The organism is Paracoccus indicus (genome assembly GCF_003056335.1).
In the GTDB taxonomy this organism is placed as follows: domain Bacteria; phylum Pseudomonadota; class Alphaproteobacteria; order Rhodobacterales; family Rhodobacteraceae; genus Paracoccus; species Paracoccus indicus.
In genome coordinates this window covers 1-20,475 of sequence record NZ_PYWA01000012.1, presented here as the reverse complement: position 1 = coordinate 20,475, position 20,475 = coordinate 1, and the positions used below count along the sequence as shown (strand labels likewise).

Genomic DNA, 20,475 nt, shown 5'->3' with positions numbered 1-20,475 from the left:
TTCAATAATATCAGGTTAGTTAAATTATCGGGTGAAATATGCCGACAATCGTTGTTGCCTCGCCGAAAGGGGGGGCCGGAAAGTCCACGGCCGCGACCATCCTGGGAACGGAACTGGCCCATGCAGGGGCCGCGGTCACCATGCTGGATTGCGACCCCAACAAATCGCTTTCGCTCTGGGCTGAACGCGCGCCTTTACCACCTCGGATCAGGGTCCTGTCAGATGTGGGCGAGGGAGAGCTGGTGCGCACCATCAAGCGCCATGACCTCGACGGAGAGATCGTCATCGTCGATCTTGAAGGCATCGCATCAAGGCTGGTCAGTCGAGCCATCTCTCAGGCCGATCTGGTCATCACGCCGATGCGGGCCACCACGCTTGATGCAACCGTGGGCGTGCGTGCCTTGCAGCTGATCCAGGAAGAGGAAGAGGCGTTGGACCGCAGGATCCCGCATGCCGTGGTGTTCACGATGACACGGGCCATCCGGTCGCGGCAGCACAGCGGCATCGAGACATCGTTGCGCGATCAGGGGGTCGATCTGATCGAGCCGTCCTTGATGGAAAGGACGGCGTTCTCAGCATTGTTCGAGTTCGGGGGAAATTTGCGAAGCATGTCGGCTCAAGGCAACATGGATGCCGCCATCGCAAACGCCGAAGGGTTCGCCCGCGCGGTCTATGCGCGGCTTGCAACCGAGGATGCGTCATGAGCGACAAACCCTTCAGCATCGATCTTGGGCGCCTGCGGTCACGAGAAAAGGATCGTAGCTCTGCCGCGGTTGAACGCGCAGATCGCGTTGGTGAGGAGCTGGGCTTCATCGACCGAGAGCCTGCGAAAAAACGCGGACGCAAGCCAAGCCCGCGTACTGGGCAGGTCCATGCGAAGGTACTGCCACCTGTCGCCGATGAAATCGCAAATGAGGCAAGGCGTCGAGGTGTGCAACAAGGCGTGATCATCGAAGAGGCATGGGATCTTTACAAAAACCAGATTAAATAAAAAATCCGGTAATTATATAAACCCGGTGCTTGTATGCACCGGGTTTTTTGAACAACCTAGAAGCATTTCATGACGCGACTGGCGGTTTGTGCCTGTCTGTTGTGTCAGACGGTCTTGGGCGACATGATGAAGCCGCTTGGATAGTAGGCGATATCGCGGATCAGCATGTCCCCGGAATGACCGCGCCCGTCATCGCTGTTGTACTGCTCGGGCGTATAACTGCCGGGTGCCCTTACCGCGACGTTTGCGATGGGGTAGAGTTCAAGCTTGGTCTTCATGTCCTGATGGCGGGCGTGCAGAACGTGGCAGCCGACTTCGATATCGTCGAAGAAGAAGGTGACTTCGGATTTCAGCGGATCCTTGTCATCATAGACAATGGCGCAGGCCCAGCTGTGATAGCCCTCGTTGAGTGGCCCGGTTTCGGGCAGCCATTGGTTCGCCTCAACTTCGTTTCCGAATGCACCGACGCGTCTGTTCGAACCGGCATCGCCGTAATGCTGTGCGAAGGTCGTCGTATAGTGCGTGTCGGCAGCCCCCCACGAGTGGTTGAACTTCTCCAGAATATCGATTTCCGGCGGCCATTGGGTGTAGCCGCCTGAACCGCCCTTGGGTCCGCGGCCCAGAAGCCAGAAAGCGGGCCAGGAATAGCGGCGGATCGGGATCTTGGCCTCCATCCGCCAGACACCTTGGGCGCCACAGACATCGTCCATGGTCTGGCCTTGGATGACCGCGGCCTGATGACGGAACAGGCGGCTTTCGAACTCGACCCGGGCGTCTGCAGGAAAAGCTAGGCTACGCAGGCGCAATGCCTTTTCTGTGCTGTCATAAGCAATTGGAGACTGTGCGATGCCCGGGAACTTCTCTTCGCTCATGTAGAGGCCGGTTTCCTGGTTTCCGTCCTGCGTGTAACCATGTGAAAGGCGCGATCGCCATGTCGGTCGGCCTTGGGCGTCAAACCCGGAATCCGAAAATTTGACGGTTGCGGCATCGAACTGGTTCTTGCGCTGTGCACCATCGAGTTTCAGTTCGCGAAGCGGACGATGAAACTGTGGAGGCATGTCGGGGTGCTGGGCATCGTCGGCGAAGATGATATCGACATTTCCAAATCTTTGAGAGTCACCCAGTCCCTTCACGTGAATATCGGCACGAAAACTCTGTCCGGCCTTATAGGTCGATCTGGTGACGATCTTGATATAATGCACCAGATCATCGCCTGGGGACCAGCGATACATGGCATCCAGACCTTCGAAGTTCCAAGCCTGACTGGCCGCATTGCCAACGTTGATGCCACCACCCGGTATGTTCACCAAACGGTTGACGTAGCAGTAAAAAGATTCTCTATCAGTGTGATCGACGCTGATCGGAACATAGATTTCGCGTTGACCCGCAGGGACCTGAATCTGTTTGGGAATGGTGATCTTGCTACGGGTCAGGGTCTTCCAAACCGGATCGATCACGGCCGGGGGCTGTGGCTGTTCGGGTGCTGAACCCGTTCCGCCGTCCAGCTTGTCCAGCCGTGCGATGATGCCGGCAAGCTGTGTGTTGAAGCTTTTGAAGATCGGATCCAGATCGGGATCGTAGGCCATATGTCATGTCTCCTGTTGCGAACCTCGGCATGGGTCCGGGTCGAAGATCGACCGTTCTGCATGACCGAAGGAAAATGGGACGTCAGCGGCAAGGTGGATGCTGCCAGAGAAAACTGATCTGCCGGTTGGGACGGCGAGACGACTTAGGGGATGAGCCAGCCTTCATGGTATTGCGTTGCGCGTCGGCAGCGATCGTCCGACAGGCAAAAAATATGAAGCATTGGTTAACGCCAAGTAACGCGGCGTGCGTTGCCCCGCAGGGTGTCGATGCAACAGGAATTGCAACCCGAAGCTGATGTGGCTCGATGCCAGGTGCCTTATGGTTCAGCGGTTCACACTTCCTTGTCGTCACTTTGGAAAACTGAAGCCATTCCGCGGTTTGCGCCTGCAATGAATTTGTCTATTCAAGGGCCAGAGTTTCTTGGGTCGTCGTTTGTTTTCGCAGGATCCGTGTCGAAGCATGCTGTTGTGTTTTTTTGTAGGAGATGTGTTTTTTGCGTGTGACCTATCTTGCCCATGATCTTGACGATCCCTCGATCTGGCGGCGGGTCAGGATGCTGCGCCAAGGCGGCGCAGAGGTTCGCGTCGCAGGTTTCCGGCGGGGGCAGGGGCCTTTGCCGGAGGACGCCACAGTCCTTGGCCATACCGCCAATGGCCGCATGATCCAACGGGTCCGCGCCATTGCGGCTGCATGGCCCCGGATCACAGGCATGATCCCCGCGCAGGATGGTCCCGAGGTGATCCTGGCCCGCAATCTTGAAATGCTGGCACTGGGTGCCCGACTGGCCCGCATCAGGGGCGCCCGCCTGGTTTACGAACTGTTGGATATTCATGCCATGATGCTGGGGCAGGGGACCGCCGCGCGCGTTCTGCGCCGTGTCGAGGCAAGGCTGATGCAGCGCAGCAGCTTGGTGATCCTGTCCTCGCCCGCGTTTCGCACCAGCTATCTGCGCCATTACGATCAGCCCGACGTCCCGACCTTGATGGTCGAGAACAAGCCTTTTGCACGGGCTGAAACCGCACGGCAGGCAGGTGCTGCGACCGATGGTGCAGAAAACGGCGGACCGCTGATCGTCGGCTGGTTCGGAATGTTGCGGTGCCGCTGGTCGCTTGGCGTTCTGGATCAGGTGACCCGCGCGCAACCGGGAAAGTACCGCGTGATCCTGCGTGGACGTCCGGCGCTGGATGTCATGGAGGATTTCCATGACGTGGTGGATGGCAATCCCGACCTTTCGTTCATGGGTCCTTATGATTGGCCGGACGATCTGCCTGCCATCTATGGTCAGATCGATGTCGCCTGGCTGATCGACCGTTATCAGGCCGGGCAGAATTCGGACTGGCTACTGCCGAACCGCCTGTATGAAGGCTGCCTGAATGGCGCAGTGCCCGTGGTGCTGGACGGGACCGAGGTCGGGCGCCGGGTCTCGGCTTGGGATTGCGGGGTTCTTGTTCCTGCCCCTGATGCCGATGCGGTCGCTGTGACCTTGGCCTCGCTCAGCCCCGAAACTCTTGCCGCGCGCCGTGCGGCGGTGGCCGATCTTCCCCGTGACGCGCTCGAAATGGACGAGGCCGAATGCCGCCATCTGACAGCGGCGATCTGCGGGGCAGGGCCCGTCGCCGCGACATGAGGTTCGATATGCCCACCCCCCGCGTTCTGATCGTCATCCCGGCCCTGAACGAGGCGCGTCACATTGATGGCGTCCTGTCGTTTGCCTCGGCCTTCGCCGCCCGTGCCGACGGGTTGGTCGTCGTGGTAGATGGCGGATCGCATGATGAGACCTGCGACATCGTCCGCCGCCGTGCGACCGACGATCCGCGCATCCGGCTGATCGACAACCCCGGCCGTCTGCAATCGGCTGGCGTGAATCTGGCTGTGACGCAGTTCGGTGACGGGGCCGAATGGCTGCTGCGGCTGGATGCGCACAGCGATTATCCCGAAGACTACGGCGACGTGCTGCTGGCCGAGGCGGAACGGCATGATGCCGACAGCGTCGTCGTTGCCATGCATGCCGAAGGGCAGGGGATGCTGCAGCAGGTCATCGCCGAGGCGCAGAATTCGCGCTTGGGCAATGGCGGCTCGGCCCACCGCCTGGCAGGTGGCGGAGCGTGGGTAGATCATGGCCACCATGCGCTGATGCGGCTGCAGGCCTTTCGCGCCGTCGGGGGCTATGACGATCAGTTCAGTCACAACGAGGACGCCGAGCTTGATCACAGGCTGAAGGGCGCAGGCTATCGCATCTGGCTGACGGGCCTGACCGGCCTGACCTATTTTCCCCGGTCGCATCTCGGGCCGCTGATTCGGCAGTATTACAATTTCGGCCGTGGCCGGGCCCGCAACCTGCGCAAGAACAAGACCCGCCCCGCGGCGCGTCAGGCCGTGGTCGCCATGCTGGCCCCTGCAGCGGCACTGGTCGTCCTGACCCCGATCAGCACGATCTTCGCCCTGCCGTTGATTCTGTGGCTTATGGCCTGCTTGGCGGGCGGCGTCATGATCGCGGTCCAGACTGGCCGACCCCGCGGGCTGTTTGCGGGTCTGGCTGCGGGCACCATGCATATGGCCTGGTCGGCAGGGTTCTGGCGGCAATGGCTGGCACCAAAGCCCACACGAGGTGCCGCATGACCGCCCACGTCTTTTATGACAGCGTGCTGATCGGCATATGCACCTTCCGCCGTCCCGAGCTGGCTGCGACTTTGGCCTCGCTCGAGGATCTGACGCCGTGCGGCCTTCCGGTGGCCGTGGCCATTGCCGACAATGACGATCAGCCTTCGGCGCGTGACAGGGTACAGGCGATCGCAGCCGGTCATTCCCTGCCTGTAACCTATATTCATGCCCCCAAGGCCAACATCTCGATCGCGCGCAATGCGCTGCTGGATCATGCGCGCACCACGGGTGCGCGGTTGCTGGTCTATCTGGATGATGACGAAACCGTCGAACCCGACTGGTTGAAACGCCTTGTGCAAGCTCACCGAGATTCAGGAGCGGGCGCAATTCTGGGGCCGGTGCGCGCGCATTATCTGCCTGATGCGCCGGTCTGGATGGATCGCGCAAGGGCGCATGACACGCTTCCGGTTACGGGCAAGGACGGCACGATCACCAGCGGCTATACCTGCAATACTCTTGTCGATCTGTCGGATCCGGCAGCGGCAGACCTGCGGTTCGATCCTGTCCGGGGCCGATCGGGTGGGGAAGACAGCGCCTTTTTTGCCGATTTTCTGGCAGCCGGAGGGCAGATCGCTTTTGCGCCCGACGCCATGGTGCATGAAACGGTGCCTTCGGATCGGGCGCGTCTTGCGTGGCTGTTGCGCCGTCGCTATCGGATGGGGCAGACCCACGCCAGCCTGATTGCCCGGGGACGCTCGCGTGCCGGGCGCATCAAGGCAGCCGGGATCGCGACGACCAAGGCCATGGTCTGCGGCGGGCTGGCAGTGATCGGGGTGGCAAATCCTGCATGGCGCAACCGTCAACTGATGCGCGGAGCCCTCCATCTGGGAGCGGTGTCCCATCTTGGCGGTGCCCGCCAGATCGAAATTTATGGAACCGCGCCGGATGGGTCAGATACTGATCCCCGCTCGGGACGCAAGGAAAACTGATGGTACGCGAACTCAAGCCCTATGAAGGTGGCAAGGCCTATTCCGAGGCCCCGGTCGCGCCCGCCCAGACCATCGATCTGCGCCGGTTGCTGGTCGCGCTGCGCCGCCAGCGGATGACCATGATCTTGCCTGCCGTCTTGCTGGGGATGCTGGGCCTGACCTATGCCATGGCCAAGCCCGAAACCTTCGGCACCTATTCCAGCCTGCTGCTGGACAGCAACGTCAACCGTTCGGTCCAGCAGGTGGGTGGTATCGGCACCGTGGCCCTGCCGGCCGAACGGATCGAGAATGCGCGTGTGGTCCTGCAATCCGACAAGCTGGCCGGTGACGTGCTGGACCGCACCGGGTTGCAGGACAACGCCTCGTTCATGAACCCGCCGCGCTCGGCCTTCACAACTGCGATCGGCCAGGTCGTTTCCTTCGTGTTCCAACCCTTGGTCTGGGTGCGCAACCAGATCGAGGTGCTGACCACCCCGGCCGATGTCGTCGATCCGTCCCAAGTATCGGGCGCTGCGGCACCGACCGACACTTCGATCGAACAGCTTGATCCGAAACGACAACTGGCGATGTATCGGCTGCGTGCCGGCATGCGGGTCGACCGGATCGGGCAAAGTTCGGGTGTGGCCATCAGCTATTCCTCGCATGATCCGGCCATCGCGGCTCAGGTCGCGAATGCCTATGCTGATCTTTACGTCGAGGACATCCTGACGGCCAATCGGGATTCCATCGGCCAGACCAATGGCTGGATGCGCGGTCGCCTGGAAGAACTGCAGGCCCAGGCCCAGGCTGCGGGTGATGCCGCCGAACGGTTCGCTGCGGAAAACAACCTGGTCGAATTTTCCTCGGGGGGGCTGCTGACCGAACAGGCCCTGAACGAGCTGAACTCGAGCCTGACGAATGTCATGACCGAGGCCGCACGCGCGCGCGCCGTTCTGGATACCTATGATCGTGCCGTCGCGGGCGGGGTCGAGGGGCTGATCGACACCAACAGCTCGCTGGCGATCGGTGGCGACATTTCGGACGAACTGCGGTCGCGGCTGGATTCCTACAACAACACCCAAGCCCGGCTGCAGCGGTTGCTGGCGAATTCGGGGCCGAACCATCCGCAGGTCGCAGGCCTTCAGCAGACGCTGAACACCACCGCCGAACGTCTGTTCGTGGAGCTGCAAGCCAAGCGCGCCGAGGCGCAAAGCACGCTGGACGTCGCCAATGCCCGGGTCGAGGCGCTGCAGAAAAGCGTGCAGCAGGCATCCGAACGCAACAGCGACCAGGCCGCGAACTTCGTGCGCCTGCAGGCCCTGCAGGAAGAGGCCGCGACCCTGTCGCAGATCTATCAGCAGACCCTGACCCGCTCGCAGGAGATCGAGCAGCAGCAGTCCTTCCCCGTGTCGAACGTGCGGATCCTGTCCTATGCACAGGTCCCGACCAGGCCGACGGGTCCTGCCGTGCTGCGCACCGCGCTGGCTGCGACCCTGCTGGGGCTTTTCATGGGGATGGCCGTCGCAGCCCTGCGCGAATGGCGCGAACGTTCGCTGCGCACGGCGGCGGATGTGACGGAATATTCGGGACTGCGTTTCCTGGGTCACCTGCCGGTGCTGCCGACGGTGCGTCGTGCACGGACCTCGAACGTCGCCCCGCCGGCACCGGTGCCGGTCACGACCGGCAATCCCGGGGGGCAGACGTTGCCCGTCCCATCCAAGGCGCGGCCCCCCGTGGTCAATGTTCCCGTGCCGGTGCTGCATTATCCGGATTCGGTCTATGCCGAGACGCTGCGCCACGTTCGCCTTGCCATCGACGCGGCCGGGCGGAACCTGCCGGTGACGGGGGTGACCTCGTTCCACCCGCTTGAGGGACGCTCGTCGGTGGCCTTCAACCTGGCGGGCCAGCTGGGTATCGGAATGCAGTCGGTCCTGCTGATCGATGCCGACAGCCGTGGCCGGACGCTCAGCCGGATGTTGGGTCTGGACCGCAAGCCCGGTTTGACGGATGCCGTCGCGGGGCGGGGTGAGTGGCAGGACATGCTGGTCGCCATCGCCGACACCAACCTTGTGGTCCTGCCCTGTGGTCAGGATCGTGGCGGCCCTTCCGATGACCTGCTGACGGGACAGCTGCTGTCGCAGATCACGGCCGAGGCGCGTGACAGCGACTTCAACCGCATCATCGTGGATGTTCCGCCGCTTTACCCTGTCGCGCAGGGCCGTGCGATCCTGCACGAACTGGGGCAATTCATCATCGTCGGCGAATGGGGCAAGACATCGCGGGCGATGGCGGAAACGGCGCTGATCGACGATCACCTGCTGGAAGCGCGCTGCCTGGGTGTGGTCTATGACGGCGTCAACATGCGCAAGCTGAAGTCGTTCCTGCTGCCCGGAGAGATGGAAAACTATCTGGATGGACCGAAATCCTACATGTCACTGAAACGTCGCATGTCCAGAAAGTAACGTTTTTTTAACCATTGTCGCTCATTTTTCTATCGGCCATGCTATAACGGGTCGATCTGAAGAAAGATGCGGTATGTTTGTCATCCGTTACCTGATGGCTGCCTTGGCGACGATCGTGGGTGCCCTTGTCTGGGGACTCACGGCAGGGTTTTCGCTGTGGCAAAGCCTGGGCATGGCATTTCTGGCCGTCTTTTTCCTGCAGATGCTGATTCTGGCCTATGTCGTCATGTCCGTCGGCCGGGCCACCCGCCCGACGCGGAATGTCCCGGCAAAGCGGATGCGCAGGCTGCGCAATCAGCTTTTCATCCTGCCCAAGTAATCCTCGACCTGCAGGCCCTTGCCGTCGGTCCCGTCCGATGGAACCACGCGGCCCGCATCCATGACATAGATCTTGTCGGCGGCCCGGCTGATGGCAGGGCGGTGGGTGATGGCCAGAACCGTCACACGACCGCGCAGACCCTCGATGGCGCGGATCAGGCTTTCCTCGTTTTCCCAGTCCAGGGCGCTTGTCGCCTCGTCCAGCACAAGGATGTCGGGGTCGCGCAGCAGCGCGCGGGCCACCGCGATCCGCTGGCGTTCACCGCCTGACAGAAGGCCGCCCCGGTCGCCGATCATGGTGTCCAGTCCTGCGGGCAGGTTGCGCACGAAGCCCGCCGCAGCCAGATCCAGCACCTGCAGGATGCTTTCGTCATCGACATCCTTGCCCGCCGCCAGCGCCAGGTTGTCGCGGATCGAGCCGTTGATCATGAAGGGCTCCTGCGCGACATAGCCGGTCTGATCGCGCCAGCTGCGCAATTGGTCGTGGCGCAGCGGCACCCCGTCCACCAGCACTGCGCCCTGCTGGGGTTCCAGCAAGCCCATCACGATATCGGCGATGGTGCTTTTCCCCGCGCCCGAAGGCCCGACTAGCACCGTCAGCCGACCGGCCGGCAAGCTGAGGGTGCAATCGCTGACTGCCTCGCGGGTTTCGCCGGGAAAGCGCCAGCTGACGTTCTGCAGCAGGATTTCACGTTTCGGGGCAGGGGTTGGAACAGTGCCCTCCATGGCAGGGTCCTGCTGGTCGCGCAATTCGTCCTGCAGCCGGGTGATGGCGCCCCATGCGGGCAGGTCCACCATCAGCTGCTGCAGAGAGCTTTGCATGCCCATGAAGCGCGGCGCGGTGCGCATGAACAGCAGCAACAGGATCACGATCCGCGCGACATCCAGCTGCGCCCAGTTCAACGCCACCCAGATGAACATCGCGGCACCGCTGACCACGGCGAACTGGAACAGCCCCGACCCGATGGTCGATTGCCGGATGAATTCACGCGCATCCGACTTGGTCTGCCCCAGGATCGAGGAGAACAGCTGCAGATAGCGGCCCTCCAGGTTCATGCTGCGGGCCATCTTCAGGCTGCCCACGAATTCCGACACTGCCGACATCTGCCTTTCGCGCCGGGATTGCAGCCGATCGCCGTAATGGCGCGCCAGCCGCCGGAAAGGGCGCATCAGGGCAAGGGCCACGACGCCGAAACCATAGGACAGCAGCGTCATCGGAACCGAGATCGCAAGACTAAGGACGAAATAGAGCCCAAGCCCGACAAGGTTCTGAACGATGGACAGGATCAGGAAGGCGGCCAGATACAGCCGCTCGATCTCGCCGGTCAGCGCGTGCTCGATGCGGGTGCGCGGGATGCGGGCAACATGCGCCCAACGGGCCTGTGCCACGCTGCGAAACAGGCTGATCCGAAAATGATTGGCGAAATCATGGATCAGGTCGGACAGGTAGACGGCTTTGCTGCGGTTGAAGATTGTCTGCAGCGCCGTCAGACCGATGATCAGCAAGAGCAGCGCCGACAGGGGGATCATCGCGGGCAGCAGCCCCGCGCCGGGGAAGTCCAAACCCGACAGGTCGATGGTCGTGCCCTGCGATCCGACCAATTGCAGGACGGGCAGGAAGGTGATGATGGCCGCCCCTTCGCTGAGGGTGCCCAGCACCAGCAGGCCCAGCCCGATCCACAGGCGCCGTCCCTCCAGATGGCGCAGCGCCCGCCACAGGGACGACAGCTGCCCTTTCGATCCAAGCAGCTTACCGGTCGTCGCCGGCTGTGCCTGAAGGGATGCGGTCGTATCCTGGGGCATGTCAGTCATCGGCAAGATCGCGTTCGATGGCGGCGCGGATGTCGTCGGCCTGATCCAGCCCATCGGCCAGCAGCAACCGCCGGGGCGGGCATTTCCGTGTCACCTGGGCGGCACCGCGGAAATGTTCCGCCGCCGCCGCGCCATTCAGCAGTCCTTCGCCAAAGCGGATGCCATAGGAAAAGCGCAGCACCGAAGACAGGGCCTCGGACGGGGGGATTGCGACGATACTGGTCGGCTGTCCCGCAGGTGCACGTTCCAGAAGATACAGCCGCGATGCCGGGACCGGGGCAGGTGCCAGGCAGTCGTGATCCAGCATGGCGCGGGATTTGTCGATGCCTTCGTGAACATGGCCACGCAGGGTCGAGCCCTGGGGCAGCAGGCCCGCCGCCTCGGCCGAGAGTTTGACCTGCGCAAATCCCGGCAGCATCATCCCGTCGTCGTCCAAGGCGACCAGATCGTCGGCCAGAAGCCGCGCGCCGTTGCGCAGCAGGTTGGTCGCGGTCGTGGACTTGCCGACGCCCTTGTCGGCCAGAAAGGCGATCCCATGTCCCTTGTGAACAACGGCGCTGGCGTGCAGTACGAACAGACCGTTGCGGCGCAAAGCCTCGAACAGTACCGGTCCCAGCAGCGGAAAGGCCAGAAGATCGTCCGAGACATCCGCATTGCGTTCGATGCCGATCTGCCCCCCGTCGGCCGAGACGGAAAACGCACCGACCGCCGGCCACCAGAAGCGGCTTCCCTGGGCGGTGAAGTGACATTCGGGATGCAGGCCGCGCTGGATGTCGGGCTGGGGGGCCTCGACGATGCGTAGATCGACCGTGCCGCCCGGGGTGCGGGGGCTCAGCTCGGGCAGGATGACGTCCGAGGCCACCGCAAGACCATAAGCGGAATAGCAATGGGCGGTCATGGGGTGCAGGGCCGGGTCAGCAACAGTCATCAAACACTCACAACAAACAGGGGGGAAGGACGTGAAACGGTCGGATCCCGGACGACCCGGCGGTCAAGCCAGGCAGCCAGGCACAACGCCCGCCACAGTCGGAAGGCCGTCTGAGGTTCAGGCTCTACTGACATTTTCAGGCATTCGAGGTCGGCGTGCAAGGTCGCAGGATCGACCCAACCCCGCAACGTCCCCTCAAGGGCTTTCAGGCGTCCATGAGGATCGCGGCGCAGCGCCGACCAGAAGCCCGGCATGAAGTCGGCCTTGTCGCCCCGCAGCCGGATCGCTTCAGGCAGCAGGCCGCGCGTCGCATCGCGCAGCAGCGCGCGGGGGCGGCCCTGGTTCACCTTGGCGGCAGCAGGCTGCCAGATGCACAATTCAGCCACGCGGTGGTCATAGAATGGATAGCGCGTCTCGATGCCCTCGGCGCGTGCGACGCCGTGCAGAACCTCGAAGGCGGTGGCGGACATCGGTCCCGCCATAAGCGCCACATGCAGCTGCAAGCTCCGCGGCAGATGGCGGTCGCGCGGGGCGGGGGTGTTCAGATCGCGCTGGCGCTGGATCATGTCGGTGTCGCGGATCAGATCGGGGTGGACAAGGCTGGTCCAGTTGCTGGCCACCAAGGCGTCGCGGTCCAGCAGGCCCAGGATGCCGCGCCCCAAGCGTCCGAAGCCGCGCCGCCCCTTGGCCGCCAGCAGCATGGCAACCGTGTTGGCCACCGGAACCCCGGTAAAGCGCGCGTGCTGCGCGGCAAGACGCAGCGCTTGCGGCCATTGCCGCCCCTGCGCCAGCAGCGCGATGTCGTGGAAGGTACCGCCGATGACCTCATCGCCGCCATGACCGTCCAGAACCGCGTTACAACCCAGATCACGCGCCGCCCGATGCAGCCGATGGTTGCGGTCCAGACCCGGTGCGAACACCGGCTGGTCGTGCCGTTCGAACATTCCGTCAAAGTCGAACAGGTCGTCGTCGGCCGTTTCCCCGGGCAGGAAAACCGGCGACAGCCGATCGCCTGCGGCCTGCAGCACGTCATCGATATAGCGGCCTTCATCCATGGCCGGGTCATGATAGCGGAGCGACAGCGACGGACGCGCATCAGTCGCGCCCAGATGTTCGACCGACATCAGCGACAACGTGCTGGAATCCAGCCCGCCGCTGAGCATGGTCGCCGTCGGACCATCGGCGCAGGCCTGACGGGTGGCATGTGACAGCGCGGCACGCAGTGCGGGCCCTGCATCCTTGACGTCAGGTGGTGTGGATGACTGCAGCCGGTACCATGCGCGCAGGGTAGGGTGGCTGTCCTGCCCGATGACCATCAAATGGCCGGGCGGCAGGCGCAGGATGCCGGCCCAAGCCGTCGCCTGCATGTCCGTGGACTGACCCGACAGGAAATCCGCCACCCAGACAGGATTGATGTCAGGCATGTCTTCCAAGCCTGCGCGAACGGACGACAGCTCGCTTGCCAGAACGGCGCCGGTTGGGGTCAGAGCATAGGCCAGCGGATGAATGCCGAAACGGTCCCGCACTGCGGTCAGGCATCTGGAGCGGCGATCCCAGAGAATGAAGGCAAAGGCTCCGTTCAGATGATCCGGTGCATCTTCGCCCCATCGCAGCCAGGCTGCCAGCACCAAGTCGGCGCTGTCGGTATCTGGGCCCGCGCCTAGGGAACTGCGCAGATCGGCAAGATCGGTCAGCGCGAAATCACCGACCAGGATCAGGTGACCAGAGGATCGAACAGTCGAATTGCCAGTTTGCCACATGCGGATGCCGTGGTCGTCCTGACCGGCAGGTCGGCTGCGGCTGCGATGGGCCAGATTGGCTTCGATACGTCCGGCAACGGGCGTCGCATCCTGACGCTGATCCAGCAGAACGGCAAAGCGCTTCATGTCGTGGGGGTGTCTGCGGATAGGGCGCCGGGCAGGGTAAAATCGTGCAATGGGCGATGCCGGGCATAATCGGCCACCGTCCCGCCCAGCACGATCGTCTGCCCAGAGATCAGCCAGGCATGAGGCGCCAAGGTGCCGGGTTTTTCGGAATTGCCCGGGACCGAGACCCGGATCGTCGAGACATGACCACGCCGCGCCAACAGCAGCTGACCTGCACTGGCCTGCGTCAGGCACGTCGCGCCTGGAACCAGCCGGGCGGCATTGCGCACGGACCAGGCAATTTCGGCCAGATCGGCACGGGGGGCTTCTGCAGGGGTATCAGAGGGCAGGCGATGGGCCTCAATCATGCGACGAAGGGCGTGATGCCTCCCACGCACCAGATGCAGTCGCACCCGAAGGATCGCGCCAAGCGCCTGAACCAACAGGGCGGCCTCGCGTCTGCTGGGCCGCCTGATGCCAAGCGGTCGCTTCATGTCATACCACCTGGATCAGGCCGTTTTTCAGCATGTCGTCCAGCAGATCCTTGATGTCGCCCCGGCATACTTCGGGGGCGACATCATATTCGGACGCTACGGCCTTGGTCAGATCGTCAAGGGAAGCGGGGTTGGCCATGCGGTCCCAAATGGACGTGCCAACCTCATCGAGACTGAAATAAGTATTTGATTTGAGATCAAGAATGGCAACTCCATCCTCAATCGCACAGGAAACGCAATCAGGCGAAACAAGATACGTCATACACAAACTCACTGGACCAAAGGCATGCCATCGGTCTTGAAACAGCCAACACGGCGTCTGCAGCAACACAATCCGCAGCAGTCGGGCATCGCGATGGGAAACAGGATGGGCCTGCGGCGGTTCCCCGCCGCAAAACCCTGTCGTTCTTAGGAGAAGGTCAGGTCGCCGAACGGCGTTCCGGACGGAAACGCGTTGTCCAGGCGGCTGCCCTTGCTGGAACCCTGAGTCATGGCTTCCAGCTTGCCTTGAACTTGAAGAGTGGGGCGAACGTAAGCTTTGTTCATGTTGATCACCTTGTAAAAATTTACGCAGAACTTCCTGCCGTACGCATTCTCTTATGTGCGTGCTTTTTTGCAACCTGACCAAAAAGACAGTTGCGACGGGGGCTTGCAGGAAAATCCTGCGATGACAGCGTCTTAAGTGCGCACAATACACTCAACTTTTTTTGTGCAGCGTATTAACCATATTTTAACGATTGCTAAAATTTTAACTGAATGTTGTACAACCCTCTTCAGTACGAGTGCGACGACCGCCGTGTTTTTGTGTCGTCAACAAATCTTTTTATTGTTATCAAGGGGTTAGCGGTATGATCAGAACGCTTCGTGCGCAGAGGTACTTCGTCTCGGATTGTCAGCCTTCGCTGGCGTCAGGAACCTCCCTTGCCGGTCTTGGCACCGATTCGTCCCGTCGGCCGGACGCCCCTGTCGGGGGCATGGTCAAGCGCGGTCTGGACATCTTGCTGGCAGGAATCGGAATCCTGTTGCTGCTGCCGCTGATCCTGGGGCTGGTCATCATCCTCAAGATGAAGGACTCCGGCCCCCTGCTTTACGGTCATCGCCGCATCGGTTTTGGCGGGCGAGAGTTCCGCTGCTGGAAGTTCCGCACCATGGTGGTGAACGGAGATGAGGTCCTCGAGCGTCATCTGCGCGAAAACCCCGATCAGGCCGAAATGTGGAACGAACAGCGCAAGCTGGTCAACGATCCCCGTGTCACCCCCATCGGCGCGATCATGCGCAAGCTGAGCCTAGATGAGCTGCCGCAGCTGCTGAACGTCCTGTCGGGCGAAATGAGCTTGGTCGGACCGCGCCCGGTCGTTCAGGAAGAACTGGACCACTACGCCAGTTCCGCCCGCCACTATCTGTCCGCACGTCCCGGCCTGTCTGGTCTGTGGCAGATCAGCGGCCGCAGCAACACGACGTATCTGGAGCGTGTCCAGATGGATCGCTTCTATGTCATGAACTGGAACCCGTGGATGGATCTTCGCATCGTCTTCATGACGATCCCCGCAGTTGCGATGTCCCGTGGGGCGCATTGATTGCGTTCTACTTTTGGTAGCTTTCAAAAACTGAATAGCCCCGAGTTTCTTAGACGCCTTCGTGTCTCAGTTTCTGCTGCCGTTCGAAGTCGACGGGCAACAGCATTCCGTTCCGGGCATGCTTACGCTTTGGGTTGTAGAACATTTCGATGTAGTCGAAGACATCCTGTCTGGCTTCTTCGCATGTTCGGTAGATCCGTCGCCTGATTCGCGCTCGCTTCAGTAGATTGAAAAAGCTCTCCGCACCGCGTTGTCATGGCAGTTTCCGCGGCGGCTCATAGAATGCTCCAGATTGTGTATCCGAAGGAATGAAGCCCAGTCCATGCTGGTGAATTGGCTGCCTTGGTCCGAGTGGATCAGCACCTTCGCCTTAGGCTTTTTCCGCCATGTCGCCATGAGCAGCGCTTGCAAGACCACGTCTGTCGTCTGGCGGCTCTGTATCGTCCAGCCTACCACGCGACGCGAGAACAGGTCGATGACCACGGCAAGATAGGCGAAGCCTTCCTGCGTGCGGATGTAAGTGATGTCGGTGACCCATACCTTGTCTGGCACCGCTACATCAAACTGCCGGCCGAGCGTGTTGTCGACGACTACTGAAGGCTTCTCGCCATACTTCCCCGGCCAACGTTTGTAGCCGATCTGCGCCTTGATCCCGGCCAGTCTGGTCAGGCGGGCGACCCGATTCAGGCAGATGCTTTCGCCCTGTTCGAGAAGGTCGTCGTGAAGTTTGCGGTGGCCGTAAAGCCCTGGCGCTGTCAATCCACGCCTCCTTCAGCATCTCGGTCTGCCGATTGTCTTCTTGGGCTCGCCTGCTCGGCGGTGCCTTCAGCCAAGCATAGAACTCGCTCGGCTGTATGCGCAGGCAGCGGCACATGGCCCTGATAGAAAACTGCCCGCGATGCTCGGCTACGAACGCGTATCTCACCTTGCATCCTTGGCGAAATACGCGGTCGCCTTTTTTAAGATATCCCGCTCCTCCGTCACCCTCAGGAGCTCGCGCTTCAGCCGACGGATCTCGGCCTCCTTCTCATCGTCACCGGATGACGCTTTCACGAACTTCTTCTTCCAAGCGTAAAGGGATTACGCGCTGACCCCCAGACGCTCGGAAACTTCCCTGACCGGGTAGCCCCTCTCCGTGATCTGCGCGACGGCATCTCGCTTGAAATCGTCGCTGAACTTGGTGCTGCTCATCATGGCCCCTTGCCTCAAAATAAGCGAAGAAGGCGTCCACGACATATGGGGCTATTCAATACCTGTTCCGGGCTCCAAGATGATTTTTGATCCTTGAGAGCACATACAAGGCAGCTGGAGTGCATTCATAATTTTCGGCAACGGATCAGAAAAACTGCAATTGGCTTCCTGATAATCCCCTACGGCCCCTAGCGATGCCGCTTATCGAAAGTTTAGAGCAATCAGGGTTTCTGCCTTGCTCCGTCTCATTCGCAAAGGCCGGGTTGAAAACAGACCGCATTCCCAATTTTAGAATCAGACATTACTGCAGGCGCACTGAGCAGCTTGACAGTTTTACGCCCGGCGCGCTTGCGCCAGATGAGGAAGCCGAACATCAAAAACTACATTGTAGACCCTTATCATTCAGTGAGGGACCGGCAGGAAACATGGGCTATTCACCTCCACGATGTCGCGGGGCTACCCATGATTTGTACCAGCCATCGTGCAATACCATCGGTAATCCGTTTGATTTTCTTCATGGCAGCTCCGACGAACTCAGATCTGCGCACCGCTTGGTCGAAAAAGAAGCTCATGGCACAGATGGCGCCCAGCAGCAGCGCAGCCCAAAGCAAGGTCGAGTTCAAGTCTTGGGGCTCGGGCTGAACCAGATAAAGCAGGACGTTGCCCCAGGCGAAGGTGAACATGCTTGTGCGCCCGAAGAAGGTCATCCGGGCCCAGCCCGCCTTGCTGCCTACATTCAGGATATCACCCAGCCAGATACAGAACGCTGTCAGCCAAACTGCCATCACTGCACCTATGGCAAAATAGAATGGGTGGCTGATCATCCTGAGGCTCATGTTGCTCATGCCGGCAAAGGTGCCCTGCGGCATGACCATGAAACCCAGCACGGCCACAAGCGTCGATGCGGCAAGCAGACCGGATACGCGTCGGCCCAAGTTCTCGCGCGCAGCGCTGTCAGCCAGGAAAGCACCTAGGCACAGCCCCACCACGACTAGGGTCAATCCATGCATGACCGAGGGCCCTGCCAACGGAAGATCCCCAAATCCGGTCATGAATTTGACGATGCGGGCGGCGTGCAGAGGCAGGCCCAGATCATTCTGTGCATCCGGAAGCTTGCTCAACCAAAGCCATGCCACCTGCCACAGCAGCGATGCCACGATCAGGGGTATCAGTCCCCATTTCTCACGAACCCACAGCAGCAATGGCGCCAAGGCCAGAACGACTGCATAGAACTTCAGGATTTCGGTATAGGGTGAATTGCCCATGAAGAGCACGGTGCCGATGGAAAATGGCAGCGAGTAGCCGTCATCGACCAGAAACAACGCAAAGATGCTGATGGCATAGAGAATCCAACACTGCAGCGCACGCGACATCAACCTGACGGCAACACCTGGTCGTGACGTCGGATCGGCCCACCGCGGGCGATAGACGAACTCGAGCATCGTGCCGAAAAGCAGGATGAACGTAGGCGGGGCGATCTGGAACATGAAGCGCAAGACCAGCGACAGATCGTATGGGGGATAGCCGCCCAGATCGGTTTCAGCCCAGACATGCGAAGCCATCGCCATGGTGATCGCAACACTGCGCGCGACATCCACGCCTACAATTCTCATTAATACGCCACCTTGTAATGATTTTTGCCTCGCTATCTTAAGAGTATACAAATGTAAACGTTTGGGGGCGTTGGGTAGGTACCCTTGATTGAACAGCCTCGTATTTAAAACGTTTCATGGCATTTCGGCGAGGCGCACTCTGCTCTGCCCCCTGAGAACTGGACCGTTTCAAACTGGAGTTTTCGGCTAACCTTCCCTGGCTGGGAGAGGAGCTGAAGACGATGAAAACATCGAGGTTCACGGAGGCGCAGAAGGCGTTCATCCTGAGGCAAGGGGAGGAAGGCACGCCGGTGGCCGAGATCTGCCGCAAGGCGGGGATCAGCCAAGCGACCTATTTCAATTGGAAGAAGCGGTATGGCGGGCTGCTTCCGGACGAAATGCGCCGGCTGAAGGCGCTTGAGGACGAGAACAGTCGGCTCAAGAAGATCGTGGCGGAGCTGACGTTGGATCGGGAAATGGTGAGCGTGTGAACGCCACCGGTCCGAGTGAGCACGCGAACGGACGTCATCCGGCGAAAGCTCTGAAGCCTGGCCGGATGCGCGAACTAGTTCGCGGGATGTGCATCGATTGGGGCGCGTCGATACGCAGGGGTCGTCATGGGTGCGCCATCGGTCCAAGCAGCCGTGACGACGGGGCCCTGCGGTTCGACACCTCCACGTTCCACTACAAGTCCCGGCGCACCGATCAGGCGGCCGTCGCACGACGGATCAAGGAAATCTGCGAAACGCGGGTGCGCTACGGCTATAGGCGTGTCCACGTCTTGCTGCGACGCGAGGGTTGGCAAGTGGATATCAAGAAAACCCGAAAGATTTACAATGAGTTGGGTCTGCAGCTCAGGAACAAGAACCCGAAACGGCGGGTGAAGGCCAAGCTGCGGGACGATCGCCAGGAGGCTGTCGGGCCGAAAGATGTCTGGGCCATGGATTTTGTTCATGACCAACTCGCCCTAGGCAACAAGCTGCGGATCCTGACGATCGTCGACACGCATTCCCGTTTCTGTCCAGCGGCCGACCCGCGCTTCACCTACCGCGGCGAGGATGTGGTCCGGAGGCTGGAACGGGTTTGTTCCCAGGTCGGCTATCCCAAGACGATCCGGGTCGACAATGGCAGCGAGTTCATCTCGCGCGACCTCGATCTTTGGGCCTACGCCAACCATATCACCCTGGACTTCTCACGCCCCGGCAAGCCCACCGATAATGGCTTCATCTTGCGTCGGGAAAACAGTCCCCCAGACTGTTTTCTGATCCTCCTCACATTCAACAGCAAGCTCAGGTCGGAATGCCTGAACGCGCACTGGTTCATGAGCCTTGCGGACGCACAGGAAAAGCTGGAGACTTGGCGTAGGCAATACAACGAGGACCGACCCCACAGCGCGATCGGATATAACGTCCCGATCGCCTTGTATTATCCCGGCGGCGCAGCCAGCCCGTCGCCATGACCAAGCCGGAAAACTCCAGCATCCGGCGGTCCAAGGTTGGGGAGCAGCGCACAAACCAAAGGACTTCGGTTCCGGTTGGATGAAAGTTCAGTGGCAGGTCAGACCAAGGCCAGAAAACCTCTGCTTCGAATGAACCCAAACGCTCTACAAAGCACCAATCTGCAAACCTTGGTTGTGAATAAAGGACTGACTGGGGCAGGTTGAGCATCACAGCTAATACGCGCTTTAGTTACATAATGTAGTTTATGCACGTGTCTTGGCCCACCCAGCCTTTGTCAGGCAGGCGGCCTCAATCGGGCGGTTACCGTGTATCGTTCATTAGTATTGGAAATATCGCGTCTGCGGGAGATGTACCGGAGCCTGGCGGGATTGCAGGAAAAAGGGTGACCCAATGGTATTCCTAGATACAGGAAGTGCTTGTCTGGAAGGTCGCATTTGGCTTTCTTCGCCTCGAAAGGCAGACTACTTACAGAATGCCAAATGGAGACTTGTATGATGAAAATGACCTTGTTGCACATCTCAGTGATGGGGATTCACTGAGCGCGTCCTGAGGGTTAGGTCGAGGGCATGCCGAAGCCTTCCCCGATCCGCTACCGCACGACGAACTGGTCAGACTACAATGCGGCGCTG

At 60.8% G+C, this 20,475-nt stretch carries 16 protein-coding genes and 2 pseudogenes; 9 read left to right on the top strand and 9 right to left on the bottom strand.

Annotation, left to right across the window (positions count from 1 at the left end; all coding sequences use genetic code 11):
* Positions 1-38: 38 nt before the first annotated feature.
* Positions 39-704: a ParA family protein gene (locus DDE75_RS16320; RefSeq protein ID WP_108503451.1), complete on the top strand. Its 666-nt coding sequence runs from the start codon at positions 39-41 to the stop codon at positions 702-704.
* Positions 701-991: a chromosome partitioning protein ParB gene (locus DDE75_RS16315; RefSeq protein ID WP_108503450.1), complete on the top strand. Its 291-nt coding sequence runs from the start codon at positions 701-703 to the stop codon at positions 989-991. Before DDE75_RS16320 ends, DDE75_RS16315 begins: the two co-directional genes overlap by 4 nt.
* A gap of 104 nt (positions 992-1,095) precedes the next feature.
* On the opposite strand, the gene DDE75_RS16310 is transcribed toward DDE75_RS16315, so the two are convergent.
* Positions 1,096-2,577 (bottom strand): LamG domain-containing protein, encoded by a 1,482-nt coding sequence (locus tag DDE75_RS16310; RefSeq protein WP_108503449.1) that lies wholly within the window; start codon positions 2,575-2,577, stop codon positions 1,096-1,098.
* Between the two features lie 500 nt (positions 2,578-3,077).
* On the opposite strand from DDE75_RS16310, the gene DDE75_RS16305 reads away from it, so the two are divergent.
* The 5 genes from DDE75_RS16305 to DDE75_RS16285 all read left to right on the top strand — a co-directional run bounded on the left by DDE75_RS16305 (position 3,078) and on the right by DDE75_RS16285 (position 8,928).
* On the top strand, positions 3,078-4,205 hold the full coding sequence (locus DDE75_RS16305) for a glycosyltransferase (protein ID WP_162799079.1): 1,128 nt from the start codon (positions 3,078-3,080) through the stop codon (positions 4,203-4,205).
* Between the two features lie 8 nt (positions 4,206-4,213).
* Positions 4,214-5,197: a glycosyltransferase family 2 protein gene (locus tag DDE75_RS16300; protein WP_108503473.1), complete on the top strand. Its 984-nt coding sequence runs from the start codon at positions 4,214-4,216 to the stop codon at positions 5,195-5,197.
* A complete protein-coding gene (locus DDE75_RS16295; RefSeq protein WP_108503447.1) occupies positions 5,194-6,168 on the top strand; it encodes a glycosyltransferase family 2 protein in 975 nt (324 codons plus the stop codon). The genes DDE75_RS16300 and DDE75_RS16295 overlap by 4 nt, the downstream gene beginning before the upstream one ends.
* The gene (locus DDE75_RS16290) at positions 6,168-8,609 is read left to right on the top strand and encodes a GNVR domain-containing protein (RefSeq protein ID WP_108503446.1); all 2,442 of its coding nucleotides are present in this window, start codon (positions 6,168-6,170) and stop codon (positions 8,607-8,609) included. Before DDE75_RS16295 ends, DDE75_RS16290 begins: the two co-directional genes overlap by 1 nt.
* 73 nt (positions 8,610-8,682) lie before the next feature.
* A complete protein-coding gene (locus DDE75_RS16285; protein ID WP_108503445.1) occupies positions 8,683-8,928 on the top strand; it encodes a hypothetical protein in 246 nt (81 codons plus the stop codon).
* Here the strand turns inward: DDE75_RS16285 and DDE75_RS16280 are convergent.
* The 6 genes from DDE75_RS16280 to DDE75_RS16255 all read right to left on the bottom strand — a co-directional run bounded on the left by DDE75_RS16280 (position 8,904) and on the right by DDE75_RS16255 (position 14,572).
* Positions 8,904-10,730 carry an ABC transporter ATP-binding protein gene (locus tag DDE75_RS16280; RefSeq protein WP_162799078.1) on the bottom strand — a complete coding sequence of 609 codons (1,827 nt, stop codon included), beginning with the start codon at positions 10,728-10,730 and terminating at the stop codon, positions 8,904-8,906. The genes DDE75_RS16285 and DDE75_RS16280 overlap by 25 nt on opposite strands.
* Position 10,731: 1 nt before the next feature.
* A complete protein-coding gene (locus DDE75_RS17365; RefSeq protein ID WP_211659371.1) occupies positions 10,732-11,637 on the bottom strand; it encodes a phosphoenolpyruvate carboxykinase (ATP) in 906 nt (301 codons plus the stop codon).
* A gap of 29 nt (positions 11,638-11,666) precedes the next feature.
* Positions 11,667-13,553, bottom strand: coding sequence for an asparagine synthase-related protein (locus DDE75_RS16270; protein WP_108503442.1), 1,887 nt, complete (start codon positions 13,551-13,553; stop codon positions 11,667-11,669).
* Positions 13,550-14,026 carry a lasso peptide biosynthesis B2 protein gene (locus DDE75_RS16265; protein WP_108503441.1) on the bottom strand — a complete coding sequence of 159 codons (477 nt, stop codon included), beginning with the start codon at positions 14,024-14,026 and terminating at the stop codon, positions 13,550-13,552. The genes DDE75_RS16270 and DDE75_RS16265 overlap by 4 nt, the downstream gene beginning before the upstream one ends.
* 1 nt (position 14,027) lies before the next feature.
* Positions 14,028-14,288, bottom strand: a complete 261-nt coding sequence (locus tag DDE75_RS16260; RefSeq protein ID WP_108503440.1) for a PqqD family protein — start codon at positions 14,286-14,288, stop codon at positions 14,028-14,030.
* A 146-nt stretch (positions 14,289-14,434) separates the two neighbouring features.
* Positions 14,435-14,572 (bottom strand): putative RiPP precursor, encoded by a 138-nt coding sequence (locus DDE75_RS16255; protein WP_108503439.1) that lies wholly within the window; start codon positions 14,570-14,572, stop codon positions 14,435-14,437.
* Between the two features lie 302 nt (positions 14,573-14,874).
* Here DDE75_RS16255 and DDE75_RS16250 point away from each other — a divergent pair, with 302 nt between their 5' ends.
* Positions 14,875-15,603 (top strand): sugar transferase, encoded by a 729-nt coding sequence (locus DDE75_RS16250; RefSeq protein WP_108503438.1) that lies wholly within the window; start codon positions 14,875-14,877, stop codon positions 15,601-15,603.
* A gap of 49 nt (positions 15,604-15,652) precedes the next feature.
* On the opposite strand, the pseudogene DDE75_RS16245 reads toward DDE75_RS16250, so the two are convergent.
* Both DDE75_RS16245 and DDE75_RS16240 read right to left on the bottom strand, forming a co-directional pair.
* A pseudogene (locus tag DDE75_RS16245) lies at positions 15,653-16,794 on the bottom strand (IS3 family transposase).
* A 434-nt stretch (positions 16,795-17,228) separates the two neighbouring features.
* Positions 17,229-18,407 (bottom strand): hypothetical protein, encoded by a 1,179-nt coding sequence (locus DDE75_RS16240; protein WP_162799076.1) that lies wholly within the window; start codon positions 18,405-18,407, stop codon positions 17,229-17,231.
* A 221-nt stretch (positions 18,408-18,628) separates the two neighbouring features.
* Between DDE75_RS16240 and DDE75_RS16235 the strand changes: the two are divergent.
* Positions 18,629-19,845: pseudogene (locus tag DDE75_RS16235) on the top strand (IS3 family transposase).
* The last annotated feature ends 630 nt before the right edge of the window (positions 19,846-20,475 follow it).